Here is a 24036-nt window from a genome sequence, read left to right as displayed (position 1 = left end):
CGGTCTGTTCAGCAGTGGATGCGGTGCCGGTCCAGGTGCAGGTAGTCGTCCATGCACGCGTCGACGACTCCGCGCAGTTCCGCCGGCACCTGCGGCTCGTCCTCGGTGTACGGCAGATAGCCGCTGGAGCCCTGGACGTTCCGGTACCAGGGGTCTCCGAGCGAGGGGTCGTGCTCGTGCCTGCCGGGCGGCCACGCGAGCATGTCCTCGGTGAAGTCCACGCCGAGCGCCGCGCACAGGGCCTTGAGCGCCGTGGGCGGGTCCCTCGCGAGATCCGCGGCGTTCAGCACCGGAGGCGTGCCGGGACAGTGCTCCGTCACGTAGCCGAACACCGCACGCAACTGCCGGAAGCCGAGATCCTCCGCGGTGAACCCGGGCCTGATCCGGGCGTACGACACCGCCACGCGCGCGGGGTGGCGGACGAGGAAGCAGTTCGTCATCCCGGCGATCCAGGACCGGGGCACCTCGGGCAGCAGGTGCATCGCGTGGTGCTTCTGGAACCAGATCGGCCGGCGGTCCGGCACCTCGCCCAGCAGCCGGCCGAGCACGACGCGCCAGTCGTGCGGCTGGCTGTCCAGGGAGTCGCCGGCGTTGGGCCGGTCGGCACCGGTCGCCGTCAGGAAGTACGCGTAGAACGGCTCGTCGCTGACGGCCGTGTCGGCCCGGCTCTCCCACGAGCGCAGCAGCGCGGTGGACAGGCTGCGCGGGCCCGACCACAGGGCGATCCGGCGGGGAGGCCGCCGGCCGGGCCCGGGGATCACCGGCCCACCGTCCCGGGGAGTGCCGCCGGGGTGTCCCGCACGATCGCGCGGACGACCTCGCCGACCTCCTTGCCGATCACGCCCGCCGACACCGCGAACGACGCCTTGCCGAGGCCCAGTTGCGGGTTGGCGTTGATCTCCAGGAAGACGCACCGGCCGGCGGGAGTGACCCGGCAGTCGAGTCGCGAGTAGTCCCGCAGTCCGGCGACCTCGGTGGCGGCGAAGGCCATGGCGTAGATCCGGGCCTGCAGCTCCCCGTCCCAGCCGGCCGTGGACGCGTAGTGCACGGTCGCCTTCGTCGCCTTGGTGGCGGCGTCCATCACGGCCGGGACGGATCCCCAGGTGTCGCGTTCGAGGACGACCGCCGGCAGGCAGCGCGGTGACGACCTGCCGATCACCGGAACCGTCACGTCCACCCCGTCCACGTACTCCTGGAGCAGCGCGACGCACGGCAGCCGGCGCTGGAGACCGTTCACCGCCTCCCGCAGCGCCTTCGGCTCGTTCGGCAGCAGGGCCAGGCCGATGCTCGACTCCTCGTACGCCGGTTTCAGCACCAGGTGCTCGGCCGGCTCCAGCCGCCGGGAAAGCCGTTCCGCGTCCGCGGGCGACAGCGGCCCGCAGACGAGCTGCTGGCGCGGACAGGAGAAACCGAGGCTCGCCATCAGGTCCGAGACGTGCGGCTTGTTGGCGCTGAGGTAGAGGCCGGCCGGGCGTGCCCCGAGGTAGTCGGCGCCGGCCGCTTCGAGGAGGAGCGTGGGCCGGACGCTCGTGTCGAGCAGGCCGAAGGCGTAGGTGTAGTTGAGGACGCGCCGGCCGTGCAGCCGGCCCGTCCAGTTCTCGTCGGCGACGTTGAGCGTGGTCAGGCCGGGCAGGAAACTCCGGCAGTGGTCGGCGAGGGCCTTGATGCTCTCCTCGGTCTCGAAGTTCCGCCGGATCTCGTACTCGATCGACTCCTCGTCGTGGAGTTCGGTCCGCGGGACGTCGTAGAGCAGGACGGTCACGACTTCTGCTCGTCGGCCGTCGTGACCTGCCAGGTGTCGGTGCTCAGTTCGCGGCCGTCGAAGTCCCGGGTCCTGGCGTGGTCGAAGTCCCAGTGCGTGGTCGGCACGACGACCTTGCCGCGGGCGCCGGGGAGGTCGAGTACGTGCTGGGGATACGCCAGGCCGCTCAGGCGTTCCCGGAGCGTCGACATGATCTTGATCTCGTCGTCGAACTCCATCTCGAAGCGCGCGGTCGTCTCGATGCGCTGGCAGTGGTAGATGTAATAGGGGCGCACTCCCAGGAAGAACAGTTCGCCGAAGAGCGTGGCGAGCGTTTCCACGTCGTCGTTGACGCCCTTCAGGAACACGCTCTGGCTGATCAGGATGTAACCCTGCGCGCGGAACCGGCCGATCAGGTCGACCACTTCGTCCGTCAGCTCGTCCGGGTGGTCGATATGCAGGCTGAGGAACACGGTCGGCTTGCAGGCGGCGAGGCGACCCATGAGGTCGACGTTGACCTGTCGCGGCGTCTGCAACGGGAAGCGGGTGTGGATGCGCAGCACCTTGACGTGCTCGACCTCCCGCAGGGCGCCGAAGAGGTACTCCAGGCCCTTGGGGTGGGTGAGCGGGTCGCCGCCGCTGGCAATGACCTCCGTGATCGACTCGTCGGACCGCACGTAGTCGATGACGTCGTCGAGCTGCTGGGTGGTCAGCCGCCCCATCCGGTCCAGGCCGACGCCGACGCGGTCCTGCCGCTCGCAGTAACGGCAGTGCGCGGCGCAGGTGTAGGAGAGCAGGACCAGCAGTCGCCCGTCGAACTTCCGGACCACGCCGAAGACCGGCGGCGCGACCTTTTCGAGGAGGAGGTCCCGTTCGGTGTTCGCGGGGATGTTCTCGTGCTCCGGGTCGTAGTCGTACATGGCCCGCATGGCCGGGCTCTTGGCGGAGAGCGAGCGGATGTGCAGCGTGGTCTTCTCGGCGAAACGGCCTTCGGTGTCCATGGGTGTCCTCTCGTAGGTGTCGGGCTACGCGGAGGTGCCTAGGGGATGACGACGAGGTCGAGGGCGATGCGGACCCGCTTCCCGAGACTGGTGGCGGGATGGAACGAGTCGAGCAGCGCGGACCGGTGCAGCAGTTCGTCCGGCGGGGTGAGGTGGACCAGGTCGAACGCGCCGGGCGGAACCGTGACGACCGCGTCCTGCGGAAGCGGCAGGAGCTGGAGCCACGGGCGGTTGCGTACCGTGTGGTCGAGGGTGAGCGGGTACACGGTCCGCGAGCCGGTCTCGTTACGGGCCCTGCTGACCAGGAACAGCCGGGCACCGGCCGGGAGACCGGGAATCGCCCGGGCGAGGTTCGAGAACCCGTCGCCGTGCTTCTCCACCCGGTACAGCCGCGCCCCGGCGGCCGAGCCCGGCGCCACCGCGCGCAGGAGGTCCGCGTTGTGTTCCGTGCTCAGCTCGACGACCGACAGGCCCTCGTCGTTCGCCGGGAGTGCCGTGGGCACCGGCCGCGTCGCCGGCAGCCCGTCGGCCGCGCGGATCTCGATACCGCTGGCGTACGTGCGGGCGGCACCGGCTTCCGCCGGGGCGTCGAGGCTCAGCCCGACCGACCGCTCCCGCAGCCGCGCCGTCTGTGCGGCGGGGGCCAGACCGCGTACGAGCGCACTCAGCCGTTTGCCCCGGGCCGGGCCGACGGTGAACCCGGCCGAGCGGTCGAAGACCGGGAGGGCGCAGTGGTACGGCATCATCATCGGTCCCGGCGGCCGCACGGGCTCGGTGAAGAAGAAGCCGGTCACCTCACCGGGACCGAGCGGCAGGAGGAAGCGGTCTCCGCCGGGGTGGTCGACGACCGTGCCGGAGACCGTCCCCGGCTGCATGTCCCAGTCGATGAGGGAGAGTTGCTGAACGAGCCGGTAGGAGCCGGTGTCGGCGCCGGTCTCGGCGAGACGGGCGTACTGGTTGACGAGGCGGTCCCGGTGGAAGCGCAGCGCGTCCGCGTTGGCGACGATGGCCATCTCGGTGGAGCGCTCGGTCATCTCCACCCCCAGCTCGGTGCGCACCCCGTCCGTGACGCGGTCGAAGTAGGCGGCGACCGGGTGGTCCGTCCGTTCGCTCAGGTAGTAGTCCGCGGCCGGCCGGCCGCGGTCCTGCAGCCAGAGCGGCACGACCTCGGCCATCTCGCAGGGCGGCGACGTCCGGGCGACCGACAGCACGGTGTCGGTGGTGATCGCCTCCACCAGCTCACCCGCGGCCTGCTCACCCCCGGTGCTCATGTGGAAGAACAGGTCGGTGCCGCCGAAGTCGACGTGGCAGACGTCCGGGTGGGGTGCGCGGCCCGGCAGCCCGGGGCCGGCGGGCGCGTCGGCGGCAGCCGCGGCGCGGGGGCCCGTGGGCGGCAGCTCGATGCCGAACCACTCCGACAGGAGCATCGGCACCATCCGGGCGTCGTACTCCGTGGTGTGCGTGCCCTGCTCCACGTGCCGGAAGAACTGCTGGACGACGGACACCTTGAGGTCGTCGGGCAGCTTCCCGAGTTCTTCGACGAGTCCCGTCTCGGCGCCTTTTCGCAGCCGTTCTGCGATTTCCCTGGGATCGGCGGTGGTCGCGGTTATGTCATCCGAGTGCATGGTACGGCCCCCTACGGCCTGCATCAGAGAGGTCGGCTTTCCGTCGGCCTGGTAAACTACGGCGTTGCCCGGTGAATTCGATGAGAGACATGAGGACGACAGTGCCCACTTGGCGGGAAGTCCGCAGCACGCAGGCACTATTCGAGGACGACGCGGTCCTGGTGCTGAACAAACCCGCCGGAATTTCCGTGATGGGCGAGCGGCACGGCACCGATCTCGTCGAGCTTGCCGAAGAGGCGGGCGAAGAGCTGTTCCCGGCTCATCGTGTCGACAAGGTGACGTCCGGTGTCGTCCTCTTCGCCAAGGACCTGGCCACGCACGGTGGGTTGACCCGGCAGTTCAACAAGCGGACCGTCGACAAGGCGTACCTGGTCGTCACCAGGACCGCCGGACTGCCCGACCGGGGCACGGTCGATTTGCCGCTCAGCGTCGGACGCAAGAACAGGGTGCGTATCGCCGCGGCCCGCGAGGATATTCGGTTCGACGAGGAAGAAGGCCGATGGTGGGTCGCGGAAGGCGACCTCCTCGACGTGAAGAACTATCCGTCGACCACGCGATTCAGGACGCTCTGGAGCGACGGCGGGTATTCGGTGCTGGTCGCCCTTCCGGTCACCGGCCGGCGTCATCAGATCCGGGTCCACCTCGCCTGGATCGGCCACGCGATTCTGGGCGACCCTCTTTTCGACAAGGCCGCCGCGGCGGCAGGTGCCAGGACTCATCTGCATTCCTGGCGGCTGGGCTTCGACGCGTCCTGGCTCGACGGCAGCCGCATCGAGGCGGTGGCCGACCCCGACGAGGACTTCTGGCAGCCCCTGGCCGGCGTTCTGTCCGCGGACACGGTCGCCGGCCTGCTCAGCGAGGGCGCGCGGGTCGCCGGCCCCGTCGAGTCGTGACCCCGCGGGTAACCGTGCGCCGGGATCCGTGAAGACCGTCATGCACTCTCCCTCCTGTTCGTACGCGCCCACGCGTCGTCCTCGGCGCCGGGGGCCGGTGCGGCGCACAGGGTGCGTACCGACTCCGGCGTGAGGGCCCCCCGCGTCACGAGCCGTTCGAGATCCCGCAGGAACTCCGCCGGTCCCCCGGAGGCGAGGAAGCGGTCCGCGACGCCCACGGTGACGACGGTGTTGCCGGTGTCGCCGTCGAGGAAGGCGAAGAACCCGGCCCCCTTCGGCGGGCTCGGCAGCGGTGGGACGCCGACGACCGTCCCGCCCAGCCGCCGCGTGATGCCGGCCGCGGCGGCGTCCGCGGCGGCCGGGTCGGGCGGGCCGAGCCGCCGTGACGCCGCGAACCGGATGTCGTTGAAGAAGCAGTACCGCCCCGCCTCGATGCCCCGTCGCCGCGCGATGCCGGCGATCATCGGTTCGAGCTTCCGGGGGTCGTACTCGGTGTGACGGAACGCGCGCAGAGTGATGTTCCGGGCCCGCCGGACGAACGCCGTGAAGGTCTCCTCCCGCGGACCGATGCGGAACATCGCGTTCTGGTTGAAGGCTCCGACCAGCCGCCGGTCCTCCGGACGGAAACGGGTCGACACGATGGCGCGCAGCCCCGCTTCCCGCTCTCCGGTGCGGGCGGCGAGCAGCGCCGCCGTGGCCGCCATGACGATCACCCCGGCTTCGGCGCCGGTCCGCAGGCTCAGCGCCCGGACGGCACACGCGAGGGCGGACGACTCCATCCGCGACCAGAGCAGTTCGTCTTCCGGTCCGGCCCCCGTGGCCGGCGCAGCCACCGGGTCCACCGGCCCGAGCATGCGGGCCGGCAGGGACTCGACCTCCTCGCGCCAGTACGCCAGCGCCTTGCGCTCCCGGGAGCGGGCGAGGTCGGTCGTCTCGTACCGCGCCCGCTGCAGCGGCTGCTCCGACGGAGGCGGAAGCCGCTCCGCCCGCAGCAGCGCGGCGAGGTCCGCACCGATGATGGCCAGGCTCCAGCCGTCGACGGCCATGTGGCTGACGACGATGAGCACGGCGACCGGAGCCGCGGAGCGGGTCAGCACCACCGGCCGCAGCGGGAGGTCCACCGCGACGTCGAAGGGGAGGACGCGGACGGACTCGGCGACGCGCTCGGCCGCCCGGTCGACGGGTTCCGCGCCGATCTCCCGTACCCGGACGTCGATTTCGGCCTCGCCGACGACCGTCTGGCACGGGCCACCGGGACTCCCGTGGTAGCGGGTGTGCAGCGAGTCGTGCCGTTCGACCAGCGCGCGGAGCGCGCCCAGGAGGTCGGTCATGGAGGTGCCGGGCGGCACCTCGTGGCGCGCGGCCGAGTTGAGGCTGCTGCCGTTGTCGGGCAGCCACCTGATCACGTCCCAGATCGCAAGCTGTCCCCACGTGAGCGGGCCGGTGACGGAGCGGCCGGTGCGGAACCGCAGCGGGTGGCGCCGGAAGGCGGGCATCGGGATCTCCCGGTGAGAGTGGCCGGACGAACACGACATCAGCGGACGAGTGGCTCCGTGCTCATCGGCGCACTCCGAAGCGGGACGCGGGCGCCCCCTCGTCGGCGGCATGGACGAGGTGGAAAATTCCGGTCGATCGCAGAGCAGCGTAATCATGCCGTCGCAAAATTGCAATGAACGAGTGAAAACTTGCAGCGCACTGTCCGGTTGCCCTCAGCGCGTCCGGCGCCGCCGCCGGCCTCGGACCCGTGGCCCCGGAATACATATGAGGCTGTCGTGTCCATTGTCTTGACGGCCCATCAGGCCAGGTGAACACTGCCGGATGTCAGTCGGGCATCGCCGCACGACGACCCCGCCGCCCTGTCTCCCACCGGCGACACGCCACGCTGACGCGCGCTCGCAACAGACGCCGGACGGGGTGTGCACGCCCTCCCCCGCCGGCGCTCGACGTCATCGCAGCAGCCAGGGAAGAACGCACCCTTCCGACCCGGCCGGGACGGCGTCCCGGCGGGTGAGCTCGAGGAGTCGCAATGGACTACCCCAACGGGGACATCTTTGCCGGTGAGGTCATCGGCACCGCCATTCTCATCCTGTTCGGCGCGGGCGTCTGCGCCGCCGTGACCCTGGAGAAGTCGAAGGCCAAGGCCTCCGGCTGGGTCGTCATCGCCTTCGGGTGGGGCTTCGCCGTGCTGGCCGGCGCGTACACCGCCGCGCCGCTGTCCGGCGGGCACATCAACCCGGCCGTGACCCTCGGCGTCGCCGTCGAGAGCAACGAGCACTGGGGGAAGGTCCCGCTCTACATGGCCTCGCAGATGCTCGGCGCGCTCATCGGCGCCGCGCTCGCGTGGCTCGTCTACTACGGCCAGTTCGCGCGCAACGCGAACCGCGAGACGGCCGTCGAGACGCTCGGCATCTTCTCCACCCGCCCGGAGATCTACAACCCGTGGCAGAACCTCGTCACCGAGATCATCGCCACCGTCGGCCTCGTGCTGCCGATCCTCGCCTTCGGCCTCACCGAGGGGCTCGGCGAGTCCGGCACCCAGGTGCTGATCGTCGCGCTGCTGGTCGTCGGGATCGGCCTGTCGCTCGGCGGTCCCACGGGCTACGCCATCAACCCGGCCCGCGACCTGGGTCCCCGTATCGCGCACGCGCTGCTGCCCATCCCCAACAAGGGCACCAACGAGTGGAACTACGCGTGGATACCCGTGGCCGGGCCGCTGATCGGCGGCGTGCTGAGCGCGCTGATCTACAAACTCGCCTTCTAGCAGCAAGGGGACGTCATGACGGACAAGTACGTCGCCGCCATCGACCAGGGCACCACATCGAGCCGCTGCATCGTCTTCGACCAGAACGGCGCCGTCGTCGCCGTCGACCAGCGCGAGCACCGGCAGATCTTCCCCAGACCCGGGTGGGTGGAGCACGACGCCACGGAGATCTGGGCCAAGACCCAGGCCGTGGTCGCAGGGGCGCTGGCCAGGGCGGGCCTGCGGGCCGACGAGCTGAGCGCCGTCGGCATCACCAACCAGCGCGAGACGACCGTGCTGTGGGACCGGGCCACCGGCAAACCGGTGCACAACGCCATCGTCTGGCAGGACACCCGCACCGCGGCCCTGTGCACCGAACTCGGCGGCACCGACGGCCAGGACCGCTTCCGCGACCGCACCGGGCTGCCGCTCGCCAGCTACTTCTCCGGCCCCAAGGCCGCCTGGCTGCTCGACAACGTCCCGGGTCTGCGCCGCCGCGCCGAGAACGGCGAGATCGCCTTCGGCACCGTCGACTCCTGGCTGATCTACAACCTCACCGGCGGCGCGGACGGCGGCGTCCACGTCACCGACGTCACCAACGCCTCCCGCACCATGCTCATGAACATCGAGACCCACCAGTGGGACGCCTCGATACTCGCGGCCATGAACGTCCCGGCCGCGATGCTGCCGGAGATCCGCTCCTCCGCCGAGGTCTACGGCACCTGCACCGGCCAGCTCGACGGGGTGCCCGTGGCCTCCGCGCTCGGCGACCAGCAGGCGGCGATCTTCGGACAGACCTGCTACGGCGTCGGCGAGGCCAAGAACACCTACGGCACCGGCAGCTTCCTGCTGCTCAACACCGGTACCCGGCCGGTGCCGTCGAAGAGCGGGCTGCTGACCACCATGGGCTACCAGATCGGCGGCGAGGCCCCGGTCTACTGCCTGGAGGGGTCCATCGCCATCACCGGGGCGCTGGTGCAGTGGTTCCGTGACCAGCTCGGCATCATCTCCGCCGCCGAGGAGATCGAGACGCTGGCGGCGAGCGTCGACGACAACGGCGGCGCGTACATCGTCCCGGCGTTCTCCGGTCTGTTCGCCCCGTACTGGCGCGGCGACGCGCGCGGCGTCATCACGGGTCTGACCCGGTACGTGACCAAGGCGCACCTGGCGCGTGCCGTGCTGGAGGCGACGAGCTGGCAGACCCGCGAGGTCGTCGACGCGATGTACCAGGACTCGGGGGTGCGGCTGACGGACCTGAAGGTGGACGGGGGGATGACCGCGAACAATCTGCTGATGCAGCACCAGGCGGACGTCCTCGGCGTGCCGGTGCTGCGGCCGGTGATCGCCGAGACCACCTGCCTGGGCGCGGCCTACGCCGCGGGCCTGGCCACCGGCGTGTGGCGCGACCAGGACGAGCTGAGGTCCCACTGGAAGCGTGACACCGAGTGGACGCCGCGGATGGACGAGGGCACCCGGGAGCGCGAATACCGCAACTGGCGCAAGGCCGTCGAGCGCAGCTTCGGCTGGCAGGACGACGGGGAGGACGGGGCCGGCTGACGCCACGGCGCCGCGGCGCGGCCGTCCGCCGTCAGGACCGGCTGCCCCGCGGCGCCGCCGCCAGATGCTCGCCGACCCGCTTGACCAGCAGCGTCATCTCGTACGCGATCTGCCCGATGTCGGCGTCCGACGCCGCCATCACCGCGAGGCAACTGCCGTCGCCCGCCGCGGTGACGAAGAGGAACGCGTCGTCGAGCTCCACGAGCGTCTGCCGTACGGAACCCGCCTCGAAGTGGGTGCCCACGCCCTTGGCCAGGCCGTGGATGCCGGAGGCCACCGCCGCCAGATGCTCGGAGTCCTCCCTGCTCACGTCCTCGGACACGCTCATCGGCAGCCCGTCCGACGACAGCACCAGCGCCATCCGTACGCTCGCCAGCCGCCCCACCAGATCGTCGAGCAGCCAGTTCAACCGGCTCCCCGCCGGCTGCTGTCTGTTCCCACCCTGCACAACCATGCCCGCGTCCCTTCCCCAGTCGGCGCAGCCTACTACCGTCGCCCCGGCAACTCGTAGCCCCCTTCGAACGTTGACACATCGGAACGTGTGAACATGGGTACCCGGAGCTTTCGTCACCCCCCGTGCGGGGCAGTGACTCCGGGCACCCGGCAGTCGAGCGGGAGGGTACTGATGGCTGCGGAGGAGGAGCTGCGGCGCCTCGAATCGCCGCTCTGGGTGGAGGAGCCCGTCGGCACACCGAGGCTTCCGGACCCGGTACGGACGGCGGCCGTCCGCGCCGTGATCATCGTGTCCGTGACCCTGACGCAGGCGATGGCGGCCATGCTCTTCACCGTCACCGGGTCGTGGGCCGCCTTCCCGCTGCTGGTGAGCACGGTCGTGAGCACGGTGGTCGCGACCTGGGGCGTGCTGGACGTGTGGGTGACACGGCAGGTATGGAAGCAGCGGCACGGGGTGGAGTCCCGGCCCAGCAGCGCGGCCCGCCGTGCCCGCAGGGAGCGCCGCGGCGGGCGCGGTACGCAGCGCGACCGGCCGCCCGGAGCGGTGCCGGCGGGAGTCTGAGCGGGTCGCGGGGGCCGGCCGCCGCACGCCCCGCGGGCGGCACCGGCCCGGCCGGCGGCTGGAAGCGGCTGGAAAGGGGGTGTCCCCGCACCGGTCCGGCTTGTTGTCGTTGCAGCCGCCAACTACGGTTCTGCCAGCAGGAGTCGGAACTTCTTCATAGGGCGGCCGTTTCGTATGACCACAGGCAGCAGGGGGCTTGACCGCCTTGAGGCCGCACTGTCCGCGCGGGACTCCCCCTGGTCCCTCTGCGTGGTCGGCGAGGACCAGTCGCAGAAGTTCTCCCAGATGAGCAGCGCGCTGCGGGAGCCGTACTCCGAGACGGGCGACGGGAAGTACATCGCGTCCGGGTTCTCGTACTGGGGCGTGGCGTCGACGATGGCGTGGGTGCACGCCTGCTCCGACCTGTTCTACCCGGTGATGCGGGAGAGCATCGAGTCCTTCGCGCAGCGCTGGCGGCAGATCGCCGGCGAGCTCGACGACGAGCCGCGCCACTACGTGAGCCTGGGCACGGGGACCGGGCAGAAGGACCAGACGATACTGGAGCGGCTGCGCCGCGACCGGGAGCCCGGCGCGCTGACGTACGTGCCCGTGGACGTCAGCCCCGAGATGCTGCGGCTGGGCCGGCGGGAGGCGCTGCGCCACCTCGACCTGCCGGTGGGCGGGGTCGTACCGGTGCAGCTCGACTTCGCGAACGTACGCAGCGTCCGGGAGCTGCGCGGGCTGGTGGAGCGCCTCGTCGGCGACGAGCCGGTGCTGTACTCGCTGCTGGGCAACACGCTCGCCAACTTCACCGACGACACGGGGCTGCTGACGATGCTGACCGGCAGCCTGCTGCGGCCGCAGGACCGGTTCCTGCTGGAGGTCGCGCGCTCGGACGCGCTGGACGACGACGCCGCGCGGGAGGCGGCCAGCGAGTACCGGTCGAGCCCGCGCTTCGCCGAGTTCGTCACCAGCGCCGTCATGGAGTACACGGACCTGCAGATCGACATGGCCAGCCTGACGTACGAACCCTCGGTGGAAGACGACAGGGCGCTGAAGGTCAAGGTCGTCTACCGCAACCGCACCGGCGAGCAGATGCTCCTCACCCTGCCCGACCGCAGCGGCGTCGAGTTCCCCGGCGGGGACACCATCCGCCTCTACACCACCCGCAAGTACTCGGCGGGCGGCCTCGACAAGCTGCTGGCCGACGCCGGGGCCGCGGAGGTGACCCGGACCAGTTCCGGCCTGCACGCCGGGTTCGGCGAGACGGGCTTCGGCATGGACCTGGTGCTGCTGCGCTCCGCGGCGGCGGAAGGCGGGGAGGAGTCCCCGGCGGAGGTCCCGGCCCCGAACCCGTTCGGCTGAGCCGGGGCCGCGGGGGGATGGTGCGTCCGTCACGGAGCGCGTTCTACGGGGTGTTCACGGCCACCGCGCTCCTCGTCGCCCTCGGGCTGTGCGTCACCTGGCTGGTCCGCGCCTCGGACGGCGGCCGGTGGGAACCGGCGATCCAGGTGCCGGCGATCCTCGCGGCGATGAGCGGGGTGATCGCGGAGCGGCGGGCGGCGGCGCGGGAGCGGGAGAAGCAGACGCTGCGCGCGCTCGCCGAGGAGTTGGTGAAGAACACCGCCATCCTCGCCGACCCGCGGTTCGCGCCCCTCGACCCGGCCCGCCCGGTGCACCGGGTCTTCCCGCGGCCCGTGCTGTCGGCGACGGACGCGACGCTGGTCTCCGGCGTCCTGGCCGGGCGCGGCCACCACGAGCTGGTGGCGCTGCTGCACAAGTGGCGTGACGCGGTACGGGAGTTCAACCGCCGGCTGGACCTGGCCGAGCTGCGCAGCTTCGTCGTGGAGGCGGACGGCCCCGAGCTGCTGCGCATCGACCGCGACCTGCACCGCGACGGCGGGCACCTGGACGAGACCTGCCGCCTGCGGGACCGGATCGAGGAGCTGCTGCGCACGCGCTACCGGGACGAGCGGGAGGTGGCCGAGGCGCTGTCCCAGGGGCGGGAGGCGCCGGGACGCGCCCGGGGTGAGGCCGGTCCCTCACCGGACATGCGTCAGGGCGGCGGCGACTGACTACGGCGCCGTGGCCGGGGGGCGGCGGAATATGCGGGTCGCCGTCACCTCGCCGACCGACGGCTCCACTCCCTCCCGTTGCGCCGGCAGCCCGGGGCGCAGGTGTTCCTCGACGGTGATGTACTTCAGCCCCGCGCGGAGGTCCGCGTCGTTGCGCAGCCGGATCACGAGGGGGAACTCCGCCAGCGCCGTGGTGTCGAACAGGCCCGTGGTGTAGAGGAGCTGGACGCCGAGCGCGTCGGCGACGGCGCGCTGCAGCTCCAGCAGGTACGTGGCGTTGGCGCGGCCGATGGGGTTGTCGAGGAAGAGCGTGCCCGCGTGGTGGTGCCGGTCGTCGCCCCGGTCGTTGCCCCTGAGGGCGGCCATCGTGCAGTACAGCGCGATGGCGGCGGTGAGCAACTGGCCGCCGGAGAACACGTCGCCCATCTGCCCGACCGGCACCCGCTCCGCGCGCAGCACGGCGTCGGGCTTGAGGATCTCCACGGAGACGCCCTTGGGCTCCATCGCGGCGTCCACGCCGCGCAGCAGCAGCGTCGTGCCGTCGCGGCGCAGGTCGCTGTTCTTGCGTACGGCCGCGCGCGTGGCCTCGTCGATGACCTCGCCCAGGCGCTCGGACAGGGTCGCCTGGTCGGGGTCCTCGAAGCGGATGCGCAGGAACTCCTGCCCGGACCACTCCCCCAGCCCCTCCGGCAGCCGCGACAGCCGCTGCGCGGCGCGCAGCGTGGCGAGGCCGGACTCGACCAGACCGCGCAGCCGGTCGACGATGCCGTCGCGGTTGCGCTCCAACTGCGCCAGCTCGTCGGTGAGCACCCGCAGCCGCGGCGCGAAGGCCGCGGCCCAGGCGGCGGCGTGCTCCGGCAGCGCGGCGGCGGGCAGTTCGCGGATCTGCTGCCGGGCGGGGGTGCGCACCTGCTCGTAGCGGGTGGAGTTGGCGTGCCGTACGAGGACGTCGCACGCGTCGCGCAGGGCGGACTCGGCGGTGGCAAGGTCCGCAGCGCAGCCGCGCAGGGAACGGCGGGACTCGGCGGCGGCCTGCCGTGCGCCTTCCAGCCCGCCGGGGAACGGCTCGGCCTCGTCCGCGTCGTCCTGCTCGTCACCGGCGGCGGGCCCGCGGAGCAGGTCCCGCAGCATGGCGGCGGTCTCGGCGAAGGCGCCGGCGGCATCCTCGGCCGCGGCGCAGGCACGGCGCAGCTCGGCGTGCGCGGCGGTGGCGGCGGCCAGGTCGTCGGCGCGCTCCGCCGCGGTCGCGGCGGCGGACCGCAGCAGCGCCTGGGCGTGTTCGGCCCCGTCGGGCACGAGGTCCTCGGGCAACTCGGTGTGCGCGTCGCCGCCGGCGGGCGCGAGCCGTTCGGCGTCGCCGCGCAGCCGCCCGAGGGTCTCGCTGGCCGCGGCGGAGCGGGACTCCAGCAGGTGGACGACGGACTCCGCGCGCGCGGCGGCGGCCTGCCGCGACGGCGCGTCGGCACCGTCGGGCCCGGCGAGCAGGGTGGCGGCGCGGGTACGGACCTTGTTGCTGAGCCGGTTCAACTCCGCCAGCGCGGCGGACTCCTCGCTCTCGGCCCGCGCCTGCTCGGCGCGCAGGTCGGCCCCGACCCCGACCTTCTCGTAGACCTGCGAGGCGGCACGGTACGCCTCCCGCAGGGCGGGCAGCGAGGCCCGCGCCGCGTCCGCGGCGGCGGCCCGGGCGAGGCGGGCCCGGCGGCGGGCGTTGCCCTCGGGCCGGGCGCCCTCCGGGCGGGCGGCGGGTGCGGTGCCGGTTGCGTCAGGGGTAACGGCATCCGCGGTGGCCCCGGCGTCGGCGAGAGCCGGGCCGGCCGCTTGCGGCACGGCGCCATCCGCGCCGGCGGAGCCGGACGCCGCGGCGTGCGCGCGACCGGAACCGGTCCGGCCGGCGGACCCGCCCCCGGCACCTCCGCCCGCGGAGGCCGGGCCGGCCGCGGCCGGGGCGGCGGCATCGACGCCGGCACCGGCCGGGCCGGACACCGTTCGACCGTCCGGCTCGCCCCCCGTACCGGCCCCGCCGTCGGCCACCGCGGACGAGGCCCCGGCCGCCTCCGCCGCCGCGGCCTCGTCCGCGGCCTCCGCCTCCAGTTCCTCCGCGACCCCCGCGATCTCCGCCCGCTCCGCGCGCAGCGCGCGGGATGTCCGCCGGGCGTCGTCGGCGGCGCGCTGGGCGGCGCGCCGGTCCTCGTCGGCGGCGCGGGCGCGGGCGACGCAGTCGGCGGCCCTGGCCTCGTACTCCAGGGCCTCGTCGGCGAGTTCGCGCAGACGGGCCTGCCAGCCGGCGCGTTCGCGCAGGCGGTGCGCCAGGCCCGCGAGGGCGTCGGCGCTGCGGCGGGCGCGCTGGGCCTGTTCCTGGCGATCCTCGCGGGCCCGGGTGCTCTCCTCGGCGGCTGCCGCGGCGTCCTCGGCGTCGGCCCGGGCGCGCGTCAGCGTCTCGTCCGCCGCGGCAGCCGCCGTACGGGCCGACCCGGCGGCTGCGGCAAGCTCGGCCAGGCGGCCGGCCGGGCAGCCCGCACGCCACGACGCAAGCCGCGCCGCCAGGGCCCGGTCCGCGGCGAGGCGGGCGGCGAAGGCACGGATCTGCTCGTCGCGGTCGGCGGCGCGGGCGCGCAGGGCGTGGCGCTCGTCGTCGGCGGCGCGCTCGTCGTGCATGGCCGGGTTGGGCGGCACGAGGAACACCCCGCCGTCGCGCTCCCCGGTGGGCGGCGGCGGCGCGAGCAGGGCGGCGGCCGTACCCACGGCGAGAGCGGAGCGGGGCAGCAGCGCGGCCTCCCGCAGCACGTCGCGGGCGCGGGCGTGGGTGTCCGGGTCGGTGATGACCACGCCGTCGACCAGCTCCGGGCGGGCGTCGAGCACGGCCGCGTGGTCGGCCGGGTCGACGGCCTGCGCGAGGTAACGCCAGCCGGGCAGCGCCGGGATGCCGTGCTCGCCGAGGCAGGCCACGACGGCCAGGACGTCGGGACCCGGCGGCAGCAGGCCGCCGTCGCCGAGGGCGGCGAGGATGCGGGCGTCGTCCGCGGCGGCGGTGCGCAGGTCGAACAGCCGCCGCTCGTCGTCGGTGACGCGCGCGTCGAGCAGCGCGCGCAGCTCGTCCGCTGACCTGTCGAACTCCACGGCGCTCAGCGCCCGGTGCTCCCCGTCCGGCTCCGGCAGCCCCAGCAGCTCCGCCAGCCGGGGCTCCGCCGCCAGCGACTCCGCCGCGCCGCGGGCCGTGTCGTGGGCCGCCGCCGACGCCTCCGCCGCGTCCCTGGCGCGGGCCGCCGCCAGCTCCGCGCGGGCCAGCGCCTCCGCCGTCTCGCGGGCCCGGTCCGTCGCCGTGCGGGCCGACTCGCGGGCCTCGTCCCAGGCGGCGACCGCCGCCTTCTCGGCGTCGCCGGCGACGAGCGCCGCGCGGGCCGGGTCCTTGTCGAGGGCGGTGTCCGGGGCGGCGTCGTCGGCGGCGTCCAGCCAGCCGGCCCGTACCGCCTCGGCCGTCTCCTGCTCGACCTCCGTGAGCCGCTGACGCAGGTGGTCGGTCTCGCTGCGGGCGCGCTGCGCCCGCGTGGCGGCGGCGACCGCGTCGGCGTGCGCCGTCTCCGACTCCTGCTGCAGCACGGCCGAACGCTCCTCCTGCTCCGCCGCCAGCGCCTCGCCGTCGCGGGCGGCGGCGTGCAGCGCGCGTACGAGCCCGGTGGCCGCCGCCGCGCGGGCGGCCAGCGCCGGGGCGGCGTCCCGCTCGGCCTCGCGGATGGCGACGGAGACGCGCGCCGCGCGGTCGGCGGCGGCGCGGTGCCGCAGCACCGCCTCGGCGGCCTGCCAGGCGGCGTGCAGCGTACGGGCGTCGGTCAGCTCGCGGCGCTTGCCCGCGGCGCTCTTCTCGGCGGCGGCCAGGGCCAGCGACGCGTGCCGGTACGCGAGTTCCGCGGCGATCAGTTCGCTGTGGCCGAGGGACGACTCCGCGGCCGTGGCCCGCTCCGCCGCCGTCCGCTCCTGTCGGGCCAGCTCCGCCGCCCGGGCGCGCTCCGCACCGGCCCGCGCCGTGAGCCGCGCGGCCAGCGCCCGGGCCCGGCGCTCGGCGCCGCCGAGCACGTCACGGGCGCGGGTGCGCTGCTCCGCACCCGTCACGAGGTGCGCGAGCAGGTCGAGGGAGCCGGCGGTGAAGTCGCGTTCCGCGGTCAGCTCGGCGCGGCGGCCCAGCTTGTGCGCGAAGCCGTGGACGAGGTCGGCGAGGCCGTCGGTGTCGCGGGTGTCGGTGACGGCGCGGAGCAGCAGGTGGGTGAAGTCGGAGTCGTTCTTCACCGCGAAGAGGCCGGCGGCCTCGCCCTCGTCGGCGTTCATCTCCCGCTGGTAGCGGAAGAGTTCGGGGTCGAGTCCGAGGCGGGTCAGGTGTTCGTTCCACCTCTCGTGGATCTCCTCCCACGCCACGTCCAGGTGCGGGTACGCCTTGCCGGCCTCGGTCAGCGCGTCCCGGAAGCCCTTCATCGTGCGGCGCCGCCCGCGCGCGCCGGACGCGCCCTCGACGGCGGGGCGCACCGCAGCCGCCGACATCTCCGCGACCGGCAGCGCGTCCAGGCCCATCCCGGGGCCGGGGCGGAACGAATACCACGCCTCGGCGAACTTCCGCGGGTCGCCGGAGACCTGCCGGCCGCGCCACTCGCTCACCTTGCCGACGACGATCTGCTCGCCGGTCACGGTGTGCTGCCACTCCAGCGCGACGTGCCCGGTGTCGTCGGCGAGCAGGAACTTGCGCAGCACGCCGGAGCTGGCTCCCCCCAGGGTGTTGCGGTGGCCGGGCAGCATCACGGAGAAGATCAGCTTCAGCAGGACGGACTTGCCGCCGCCGTTCTCCAGGAACAGCACGCCCGCGGGTGCCGGCCGGCGCGGCGGCCCGGCGGGCTCGGCGGCGAAGAAGTCGCCCTGGGCGGGCGCGGGACGGGGCACCTCGCCACCGACGCCGCGCAGGTCGAGCACGGTGTCGGCGTACCGCGCACCGGCGGGTCCGATGGAGTAGAGGCGGATCCGGGACAGCTCGTACATGCGATTGCGGCCTTCGCTCGTTCGTTTCGACCGGCCGTCAGGCCCGCTCGTGCTGGCTGGGGAAGAACGGCAGCGCGCCGCCGGCGGGTTCGCCGTCGTCTGCGGCGGGCACCAGGGTGGCGCTGCCGTCGGCGACGGGCACGACGCCCAGCTCCAGCAGCTCGGACATGGCCGCGCCGCCCGCCATGTCCCGCACCTGCAACTGATAGCGGGCGGTGGTGCGGTACGTGCCCCCGGCGTCGTCCGAGGTGCGCTGCAGGAAGCCGGAGTCGGTGAGGAACGCCATCGCCTTGCCGATGATGCCGGTGGTGGAGCCGGCGAGCCGGCGGGCGTCCTTCGTGGCGCCGGTGGCGCTGCGGCGCGCGTACACCCGCCAGGCGGCCTCCAGGCCGCGCTCACCCTCGGCCGGGTCGGTGTTCACACCGGTCTCCTCGGCGCGCTCCTCCAGGCGGCGGCACGCCTGGCGGACGAAGGCGTCGACGCCGTTGACGCTGACGCGGCCGATGTAGCCGTCGTCCGCCAGGTCCTCGGGGCGCGGGAACGCCATGGCGGCGACGGCGAGATGGGCCAGGCCGTGCAGGAAGCGGTCGGCGGAGTCGGTGGCGGCGCGGCGGGCGTAGTCGCCCATGCGGACGGCGAAGACCGAGTCCTCGGCGGCGGTGACGGCCATGCCGGTACGGGTCGAGACCTCCAGCACGACGAGGCCGAGGCCGGTGGCGACGGCGTCGGCGAGGCGGGCGAAGGGCGGCTCCTCCCGGTAGCGGCGGAGCAGTTCCGCGTACTCCAGGTCGCGGGCGGGCAGCAGCTTGGGCTGCAGGCCGAAGGAGACGAGGCGGGCGGCGTCGGCGGCGTCGGCGGGGGTGACCGCGGGCGCCTGCTCGCCGGTGCCCGCGGTCACGGCGGCCGTCCCGGCGCCGGGTGCGGGGTCGGGGATCACGAGGCGGCCTCCGAGCGCCCGGCCGCCATCCCGGCGGCGTCCAGTAGTGCCACGCCGACGATCAGGTCGGCACCGCCGAACTCGGCGTCCTCCATCTGCGTTCCGTCGTCCACGGCGAACAGCAGCCGCTCGTCCCCCTGCCGGTACGCCGTCCCCACCGCCGGGCCCGCGGCGTGCACGGCGAGCAGGGCGACGAGGTACGGCAGCTCGGGGTCGCGGCGGCGGGCGTCGGCGAGCAGCCCGGACAGCCGGCGCGGGGCGTCCGGCGGCAGGTCGAGCAGCTCGCCCGCGGCGGCGAGCTGCTCCTCGCTGAAGCGGCTGTCGTCCGGGGTGGCGACGAGGTCCGGCTCGGGCATCTCGGCGCCGAGGTGGGCCCGTTCCAGCGGCGGCGTGAGCAGCAGCTCCGCCAGGTCGGCGAGGCGCACGGCGTGCGGGGCGCGCAGGCCGGTGCCGCGGGCGAAGAAGGCGTCGGTGACACGGTGGGCGTCGGAGACGGGCAGCGGCAGCACCGGGGCGAGGAGCTGGCCGTAGAGGTCGACGCCGGTGCGGACCGCGGGCGGTGCGAACGCCTGCCGGTCCTGCTCGGCGCGGAACAGCGGGCCGGCGTCCAGCAACCGGGTCTGGAGCTGGGTGTGGCGGCGGATGCAGTCCTTGACGATGTCGACGAGTTCGGCGGCGCGGCGCTTGTGGTCGCCCGTCTTCGAATCAGGCGCAGCTTCCGCTTCGTCGCGGGCGCGGCGGATGTTGGTGAGGATGGCGTTCTCGTGCCGGTAGCGGTCGGCGACGTGGTCCAGCGCCTCGTCGATCATCGCCGGCACGGTCTGGAGCCAGTCGACCGCGCGGACGTTGCGCCGGGTGGCCTCCAGGGCGCGGCGCAGGGTCTCGGCGTACTGCACGGTGCGGTAACGGGCCTGCTCGGCGGCGAGCTGCGCGTCGGCGAGCCGGCCGCGGCTGATGAGGACTTCGAGCTTGACCTCGGCGGCGATCTGCGCGCTGGTGACATCGGTGTCGAGCGCGCCCACCAGCACGTTGACCGCCTCGTCGGTGGTGCGCAGATAGACGGCGCCGCCGGGTCCCGGGACCTCCTCCAGGAGCTTGAAGTCGTACTCCCTGCGCACGTAGGCGCCGTCGTGGCCGAACGTGCCGTACACCGCGCGGAAGCCGCGGTCGACGCTGCCGACGTTGACGAGGCTGTCCAGCACCCAGTGCGCCACGCGCTCGTGCTCGGCACGGGGCCGCAGCGGCGCCTGGGCGGCGACGCGCGGCAGCAGCCGGGCGATGACCTCGTCCGGTTCTGCGCCGGTGTCGAAGTCCATCTGCAGCGTGACCAGATCGATGGCGGAGAGCGCCACCTCCGCCATCGCGTACACCCCGAACTCGCCCGCGAGCATCGCCTTGCGGGCGTCGAGGTCGTGCAGCGGGGCCGTGCACGCCAGGGCGCGCAGGCGGCGGGCCAGGCCCTCGTCGGCGGCCGGGCCCGGGGCGGGCCGGCGCGCGCCGGCGGCGGGCGTCGCGGTGGTCGGAGCAGTCACGTCGGACAGATTAGGCGGTGCCACCGACACCGGCCGAAACGGCACGCACCGGCCACCGGCCCGGGCGGCTGGATGAGCGCGGGGCCGCGCGGCGGGCGGCGGCGGACCGAACGGATGCGGGGCGGAGGCGACGGGCCGAGGGCGCGCAGTGGTGGCTGGGGCCGGACGCCGGCCGGCGGAGGGACTCAACTGCCGGGTGCGGGCCGCGTAGCGCCACGCGCGTCCGCGCGGCTGTCCCGGAGCGGGCCGCGCCCCCGTTCACTCCGGCACGCCGTACCCGCCGCCGCCCGGCGTCTCGACCACCAGCACGTCCCCCGCCCCCGCCTCGGCGGTGTCGCACCCCTCCAGGGGCTCCACCGTGCCGTCGGCCCGCTCCATCGCGTTGCGCCCGAGCGCACCCGGTGCGCCGCCGGCCATCCCGTAGGGCGCCACCCGCCGGTGCCCGGTCAGCAGCGTCACCGTCATCGGCTCCAGGAACCGGATGCGCCGCACCGCGCCGCACCCGCCGGCCCAGCGGCCCCCGCCGCCGCTGCCGGCGCGTACGGCGAACTCCTCGACGCGCACCGGGTAGCGCCACTCCAGCACCTCGGGGTCGGTGAGGCGGGAGTTGGTCATGTGGGTCTGCACGACGTCCGCGCCGGCGAAGCCGTCGCCCGCGCCGGAGCCGGAGGCGACGGTTTCGTAGTACTGCGCCTTGTCGTTGCCGAAGGTGACGTTGTTCATCGTCCCGGAGCCCTCGGCCTGCACGCCGAGGGCCGCGTACAGCGCGCCCGTCACGGCCTGGGAGGTCTCGACGTTCCCCGCGACGGTGGCGGCGGGGAACTCCGGCGCGAGCATCGAGCCGGGCGGGATGCGCACGTCCAGGGGCTTCAGGCAGCCGCTGTTGAGGGGGATGTCCTCGGCCACGAGGGTGCGGAAGACGTAGAGCACGGCGGCCATGACGACCGAGCTCGGCGCGTTGGCGTTCCCGGGCTGCTGCGGGGAGGTGCCGGTGAAGTCGACGACGGCGCTGCGCGCGTCGCGGTCGACGCGGACGGCGACCTCGACGGCCGCCCCCGCGTCGGTCTCGTAGCGGTACGCGCCGTCCCCGAGGGCGGCGATGACGCGGCGCACGGACTCCTCGGCGTTGTCCTGCACGTGCCCCATGTAGGCGCGGACCACGTCGAGGCCGAACATGCCGATCATGCGGTGCAGTTCGTCGATGCCCTTGTTGTTGGCGGCGATCTGGGCGCGCAGGTCGGCGAGGTTGGCGTCGGGCGCGCGGGAGGGGTACGGGCCGGAGGTCAGCAGCCGGCGCGTCTCGGCCTCGCGCAGCCGCCCGTCGCGGACGAGCAGCCAGTTGTCGAAGAGGATGCCCTCCTCCTGGATGGTGCGGCTGAACGCGGGCATGGAGCCGGGGGTGATGCCGCCGATCTCGGCGTGGTGGCCGCGGGAGGCGACGAGGAAGAGCAGTTCCTTCCCCCCCGCGGCGCCAGCCGCTGATGTCACAGTGTCGAAGACGGGGGTGACCACGGTGACGTCGGGCAGGTGCGTGCCGCCGTGGTACGGGTCGTTGATGGCGTACACGTCGCCCGGCCGCAGCCCGTGGGCGGTGTCCCGGTTGCGCCGCAGCACCTCCTTGATGGACTCGCCCATCGATCCCAGGTGTACGGGCATGTGCGGGGCGTTGGAGATCAGGTTGCCCTCGGCGTCGAAGAGGGCGCAGGAGAAGTCGAGCCGCTCCTTGATGTTGACGGAGTGCGCGGTGCTCTCCAGCCGTACGCCCATCTGTTCGGCGATGGCCATGAAGAGGCTGTTGAAGACCTCCAGCATCACGGGGTCGACGCCCGTGCCGACCGCCTGCGTCGCGGGCCGGGGGCGGACGCGGGTGAGCGTGAGGTGGCCGCGGTGGTGCACGGCGGCCTGCCAGCCGGGGTCGACGACGGTGGTGGAGCCCTCCTCGGCGAGGATCGCGGGACCGGTGACGGCGTCGTCGGCGCGCAGCTCCGCGCGCTGGTACAGCCCGGCCTCGCGCCACTGCCCGTCGGCGAAGATCCGCACCCGGTCGGCGGGTTCGGGCGCGCCCCCGGCGCGGGCCGCCCCGCCGACCTCCTCCCGCGTGGTCGCGGCCTGCTCGGCGGCGGCCTCGACGGACGCGGCCTCGGCGACGATCGGCTTGTCCATCGTGAACGCGAACCGCCTGTGGTGCACCGCGGTGAACTCCGCCCGCATCTGCGCCTCGTCCGCCAGCGGCACGGCGATCGCCGAGTCGGTGCCCGCGTACCGCAGGTGCACCCGCGCCGCCGTGTCCACGGCATCCGCCGGAATGCCCTCGTCCGTAAGGTCCGCGGCGGTCCGCTCGGCCAGCTCCGCGCAGACCTGCCGGATCCGCGGCATCGACGCCCCGGTCAGCTCGGCCTCCACGGCCTGCTCGCGCATGGCCGTCGCCGCGGCCACCCCGATGCCGTACGCGGAGAGCACCCCGGGGTGCGGCGGCACGACGACGGTGGAGATGCCGAGCACGTCGGCGACGGCGCAGGCGTGCTGGCCGCCGGCGCCGCCGAAGCTGGTGAGCGCGTAGCGGGTGACGTCGTGGCCGCGCTGCACGGAGATCTTCTTGACCGCGTTGGCCATGTTGAGCACGGCGATGTCGAAGAACCCGGCCGCGACCTCCTCCGGGGAGCGCCGGTCGCCGGTGGCCGCGGCGGAGGTCTCGGCCAGCTCGGTGAACGCCCGCCGCACCGCCTCGTCGTCGAGCGGCTGGTCGCCCCCGGGACCGAAGACGGCCGGGAAGTGGCGGGGCTGGACGCGGCCGAGCATGACGTTGGCGTCGGTGACGGTCAGCGGCCCGCCCCGGCGGTAGCAGGCGGGGCCGGGGACGGCGCCGGCGGAGTCGGGGCCGACGCGGTAGCGGCGGCCGTCGAAGTGCAGGACGGAGCCGCCGCCGGCGGCCACCGTGTGGATGCTGAGCATCGGCGCGCGCATCCGTACGCCCGCCACCCGCGTGTCGAAGTCTCGCTCGAACTCGCCGGCGTAGTGCGAGACGTCGGTGGACGTGCCGCCCATGTCGAAGCCGATGACGCGGTCGTGGCCGGCCTCCGCGGAGGAGCGGACCATGCCGACGACGCCGCCGGCGGGCCCGGAGAGCACGGCGTCCTTGCCGCGGAAGTGGGTGGCCTCCCGCAGGCCGCCGTTGGACTGCATGAACTGCAGCCGGATGCCGGGCAGTTCGGCCGCGACGCGGTCGACGTAGCGGCGCAGGATCGGCGAGAGATAGGCGTCGACGACGGTGGTGTCGCCGCGCGGGACGAGCTTCATCAGCGGGCTGACCTCGTGGCCGCAACTGATCTGTGTGAAGCCGGCCCGGCGGGCCTCCTCGGCGACGGCCCGCTCGTGCGCCGCGTAGCGGTAGCCGTGCACGAGGACGACGGCCGCGCTGCGGTACCCGTCGCGGTACGCGTCCGCCAGCGCCGCGCGCGCGGCGCCGAGATCCGGGGCGCGCACGACCTCGCCGTGCGCGCCGACGCGTTCGGGGACCTCGATCACCCGCTCGTACAGCGCCTCCGGCTTGAGGATGCGGCGCTCGAAGAGCAGCGGCCGGTTCTGGTACGCGATCCGCAGCGCGTCCCGGAACCCCTCGGTGACGACGAGCACCGTGGGCTCGCCCTTGCGTTCGAGGAGGGCGTTGGTGGCGACGGTGGTGCCCATCTTGACCACCTCGACGCGCTCCCCTGGCACCGGCTCGTCCGGGCCGAGGCCGAGCAGCAGCCGCACGCCCGCGACCGCCGCGTCGTCGTGGGCGCCGTACCGGCCCGGGTCGTGCGAGAGCAGCTTGCGGGCGACGAGAGTGCCGTCCGGCCGTCTGCCCACGATGTCGGTGAACGTGCCGCCGCGGTCGACCCAGAACTGCCAGCGCCCTGTCATGCGCTCATTGTCGCAGTCC

At 73.8% G+C, this 24036-nt stretch carries 16 protein-coding genes; 6 read left to right on the top strand and 10 right to left on the bottom strand.

All coding sequences use genetic code 11. From position 1 onward, the window contains the following. Positions 1–8 precede the first annotated feature (8 nt). From O7599_RS35695 to O7599_RS35680, 4 genes are read right to left on the bottom strand one after another with little or no spacing between them, the layout of a single operon-like run. Entirely contained in the window at positions 9–761 is a 753-nt protein-coding gene (locus O7599_RS35695; protein WP_281619751.1) for a hypothetical protein, read from the bottom strand. Next, a complete protein-coding gene (locus O7599_RS35690; RefSeq protein ID WP_281619750.1) occupies positions 758–1762 on the bottom strand; it encodes a hypothetical protein in 1005 nt (334 codons plus the stop codon). Before O7599_RS35690 ends, O7599_RS35695 begins: the two co-directional genes overlap by 4 nt. Beyond that, positions 1759–2742, bottom strand: a complete 984-nt coding sequence (locus tag O7599_RS35685; RefSeq protein ID WP_281619749.1) for a radical SAM protein — start codon at positions 2740–2742, stop codon at positions 1759–1761. Before O7599_RS35685 ends, O7599_RS35690 begins: the two co-directional genes overlap by 4 nt. Positions 2743–2780: 38 nt before the next feature. After that, positions 2781–4367, bottom strand: a complete 1587-nt coding sequence (locus O7599_RS35680; protein WP_281619748.1) for a hypothetical protein — start codon at positions 4365–4367, stop codon at positions 2781–2783. 89 nt (positions 4368–4456) lie between these two features. Between O7599_RS35680 and O7599_RS35675 the strand changes: the two genes are divergently transcribed. After that, positions 4457–5260: an RNA pseudouridine synthase gene (locus O7599_RS35675; protein WP_281619747.1), complete on the top strand. Its 804-nt coding sequence runs from the start codon at positions 4457–4459 to the stop codon at positions 5258–5260. A gap of 38 nt (positions 5261–5298) precedes the next feature. Here the strand turns inward: O7599_RS35675 and O7599_RS35670 are convergent, their stop codons facing one another. Further along, positions 5299–6756 (bottom strand): condensation domain-containing protein, encoded by a 1458-nt coding sequence (locus O7599_RS35670; RefSeq protein WP_281619746.1) that lies wholly within the window; start codon positions 6754–6756, stop codon positions 5299–5301. Between the two features lie 530 nt (positions 6757–7286). On the opposite strand from O7599_RS35670, the gene O7599_RS35665 reads away from it, so the two are divergent. Both O7599_RS35665 and glpK read left to right on the top strand, forming a co-directional pair. After that, positions 7287–8021, top strand: coding sequence for an MIP/aquaporin family protein (locus tag O7599_RS35665; protein ID WP_281619745.1), 735 nt, complete (start codon positions 7287–7289; stop codon positions 8019–8021). Positions 8022–8036: 15 nt separating this feature from the next. Next, a complete protein-coding gene (gene glpK, locus O7599_RS35660; RefSeq protein WP_281619744.1) occupies positions 8037–9557 on the top strand; it encodes a glycerol kinase GlpK in 1521 nt (506 codons plus the stop codon). Between the two features lie 31 nt (positions 9558–9588). On the opposite strand, the gene O7599_RS35655 is transcribed toward glpK, so the two are convergent. Next, positions 9589–10011: a roadblock/LC7 domain-containing protein gene (locus O7599_RS35655; RefSeq protein ID WP_281619743.1), complete on the bottom strand. Its 423-nt coding sequence runs from the start codon at positions 10009–10011 to the stop codon at positions 9589–9591. A 171-nt stretch (positions 10012–10182) separates the two neighbouring features. Between O7599_RS35655 and O7599_RS35650 the strand changes: the two genes are divergently transcribed. The 3 genes from O7599_RS35650 to O7599_RS35640 all read left to right on the top strand — a co-directional run bounded on the left by O7599_RS35650 (position 10183) and on the right by O7599_RS35640 (position 12626). After that, positions 10183–10572, top strand: coding sequence for a hypothetical protein (locus O7599_RS35650; protein WP_281619742.1), 390 nt, complete (start codon positions 10183–10185; stop codon positions 10570–10572). Positions 10573–10746: 174 nt separating this feature from the next. Further along, positions 10747–11916, top strand: coding sequence for an L-histidine N(alpha)-methyltransferase (locus O7599_RS35645; protein ID WP_281619741.1), 1170 nt, complete (start codon positions 10747–10749; stop codon positions 11914–11916). A 50-nt stretch (positions 11917–11966) separates the two neighbouring features. Next, a complete protein-coding gene (locus O7599_RS35640; RefSeq protein WP_281619740.1) occupies positions 11967–12626 on the top strand; it encodes a hypothetical protein in 660 nt (219 codons plus the stop codon). On the opposite strand, the gene O7599_RS35635 is transcribed toward O7599_RS35640, so the two are convergent. The 4 genes from O7599_RS35635 to O7599_RS35620 all read right to left on the bottom strand — a co-directional run bounded on the left by O7599_RS35635 (position 12627) and on the right by O7599_RS35620 (position 24017). Beyond that, on the bottom strand, positions 12627–17645 hold the full coding sequence (locus O7599_RS35635) for a hypothetical protein (protein WP_281619739.1): 5019 nt from the start codon (positions 17643–17645) through the stop codon (positions 12627–12629). A 37-nt stretch (positions 17646–17682) separates the two neighbouring features. After that, positions 17683–18543, bottom strand: coding sequence for a hypothetical protein (locus O7599_RS35630; protein WP_281623652.1), 861 nt, complete (start codon positions 18541–18543; stop codon positions 17683–17685). A 35-nt stretch (positions 18544–18578) separates the two neighbouring features. Then, positions 18579–20114, bottom strand: a complete 1536-nt coding sequence (locus tag O7599_RS35625) for a hypothetical protein (RefSeq protein ID WP_281619738.1) — start codon at positions 20112–20114, stop codon at positions 18579–18581. Between the two features lie 258 nt (positions 20115–20372). After that, on the bottom strand, positions 20373–24017 hold the full coding sequence (locus O7599_RS35620; protein ID WP_281619737.1) for a hydantoinase B/oxoprolinase family protein: 3645 nt from the start codon (positions 24015–24017) through the stop codon (positions 20373–20375). Positions 24018–24036 lie beyond the last annotated feature (19 nt).

The sequence above is a fragment of the Streptomyces sp. WMMC500 genome (genome assembly GCF_027497195.1).
Classification (GTDB): Bacteria; Actinomycetota; Actinomycetes; order Streptomycetales; family Streptomycetaceae; genus Streptomyces.
The sequence above is the reverse complement of the archived record's forward strand: the minus strand, read 5'-3'. Positions and strand labels throughout refer to the sequence as shown.

Excerpts from the sequence above, each read along its gene's own strand:
- O7599_RS35635 (WP_281619739.1), bottom strand. The coding sequence starts at position 17,645 with ATGTACGAGCTGTCCCGGATCCGCCTCTACTCCATCGGACCCGCCGGT.
- O7599_RS35665 (WP_281619745.1), top strand. The coding sequence starts at position 7,287 with ATGGACTACCCCAACGGGGACATCTTTGCCGGTGAGGTCATCGGCACC.
- O7599_RS35670 (WP_281619746.1), bottom strand. The coding sequence starts at position 6,756 with ATGCCCGCCTTCCGGCGCCACCCGCTGCGGTTCCGCACCGGCCGCTCC.
- O7599_RS35655 (WP_281619743.1), bottom strand. The coding sequence starts at position 10,011 with ATGGTTGTGCAGGGTGGGAACAGACAGCAGCCGGCGGGGAGCCGGTTG.
- glpK (WP_281619744.1), top strand. The coding sequence starts at position 8,037 with ATGACGGACAAGTACGTCGCCGCCATCGACCAGGGCACCACATCGAGC.
- O7599_RS35680 (WP_281619748.1), bottom strand. The coding sequence starts at position 4,367 with ATGCACTCGGATGACATAACCGCGACCACCGCCGATCCCAGGGAAATC.
- O7599_RS35650 (WP_281619742.1), top strand. The coding sequence starts at position 10,183 with ATGGCTGCGGAGGAGGAGCTGCGGCGCCTCGAATCGCCGCTCTGGGTG.
- O7599_RS35675 (WP_281619747.1), top strand. The coding sequence starts at position 4,457 with ATGAGGACGACAGTGCCCACTTGGCGGGAAGTCCGCAGCACGCAGGCA.
- O7599_RS35645 (WP_281619741.1), top strand. The coding sequence starts at position 10,747 with ATGACCACAGGCAGCAGGGGGCTTGACCGCCTTGAGGCCGCACTGTCC.
- O7599_RS35620 (WP_281619737.1), bottom strand. The coding sequence starts at position 24,017 with ATGACAGGGCGCTGGCAGTTCTGGGTCGACCGCGGCGGCACGTTCACC.
- O7599_RS35685 (WP_281619749.1), bottom strand. The coding sequence starts at position 2,742 with ATGGACACCGAAGGCCGTTTCGCCGAGAAGACCACGCTGCACATCCGC.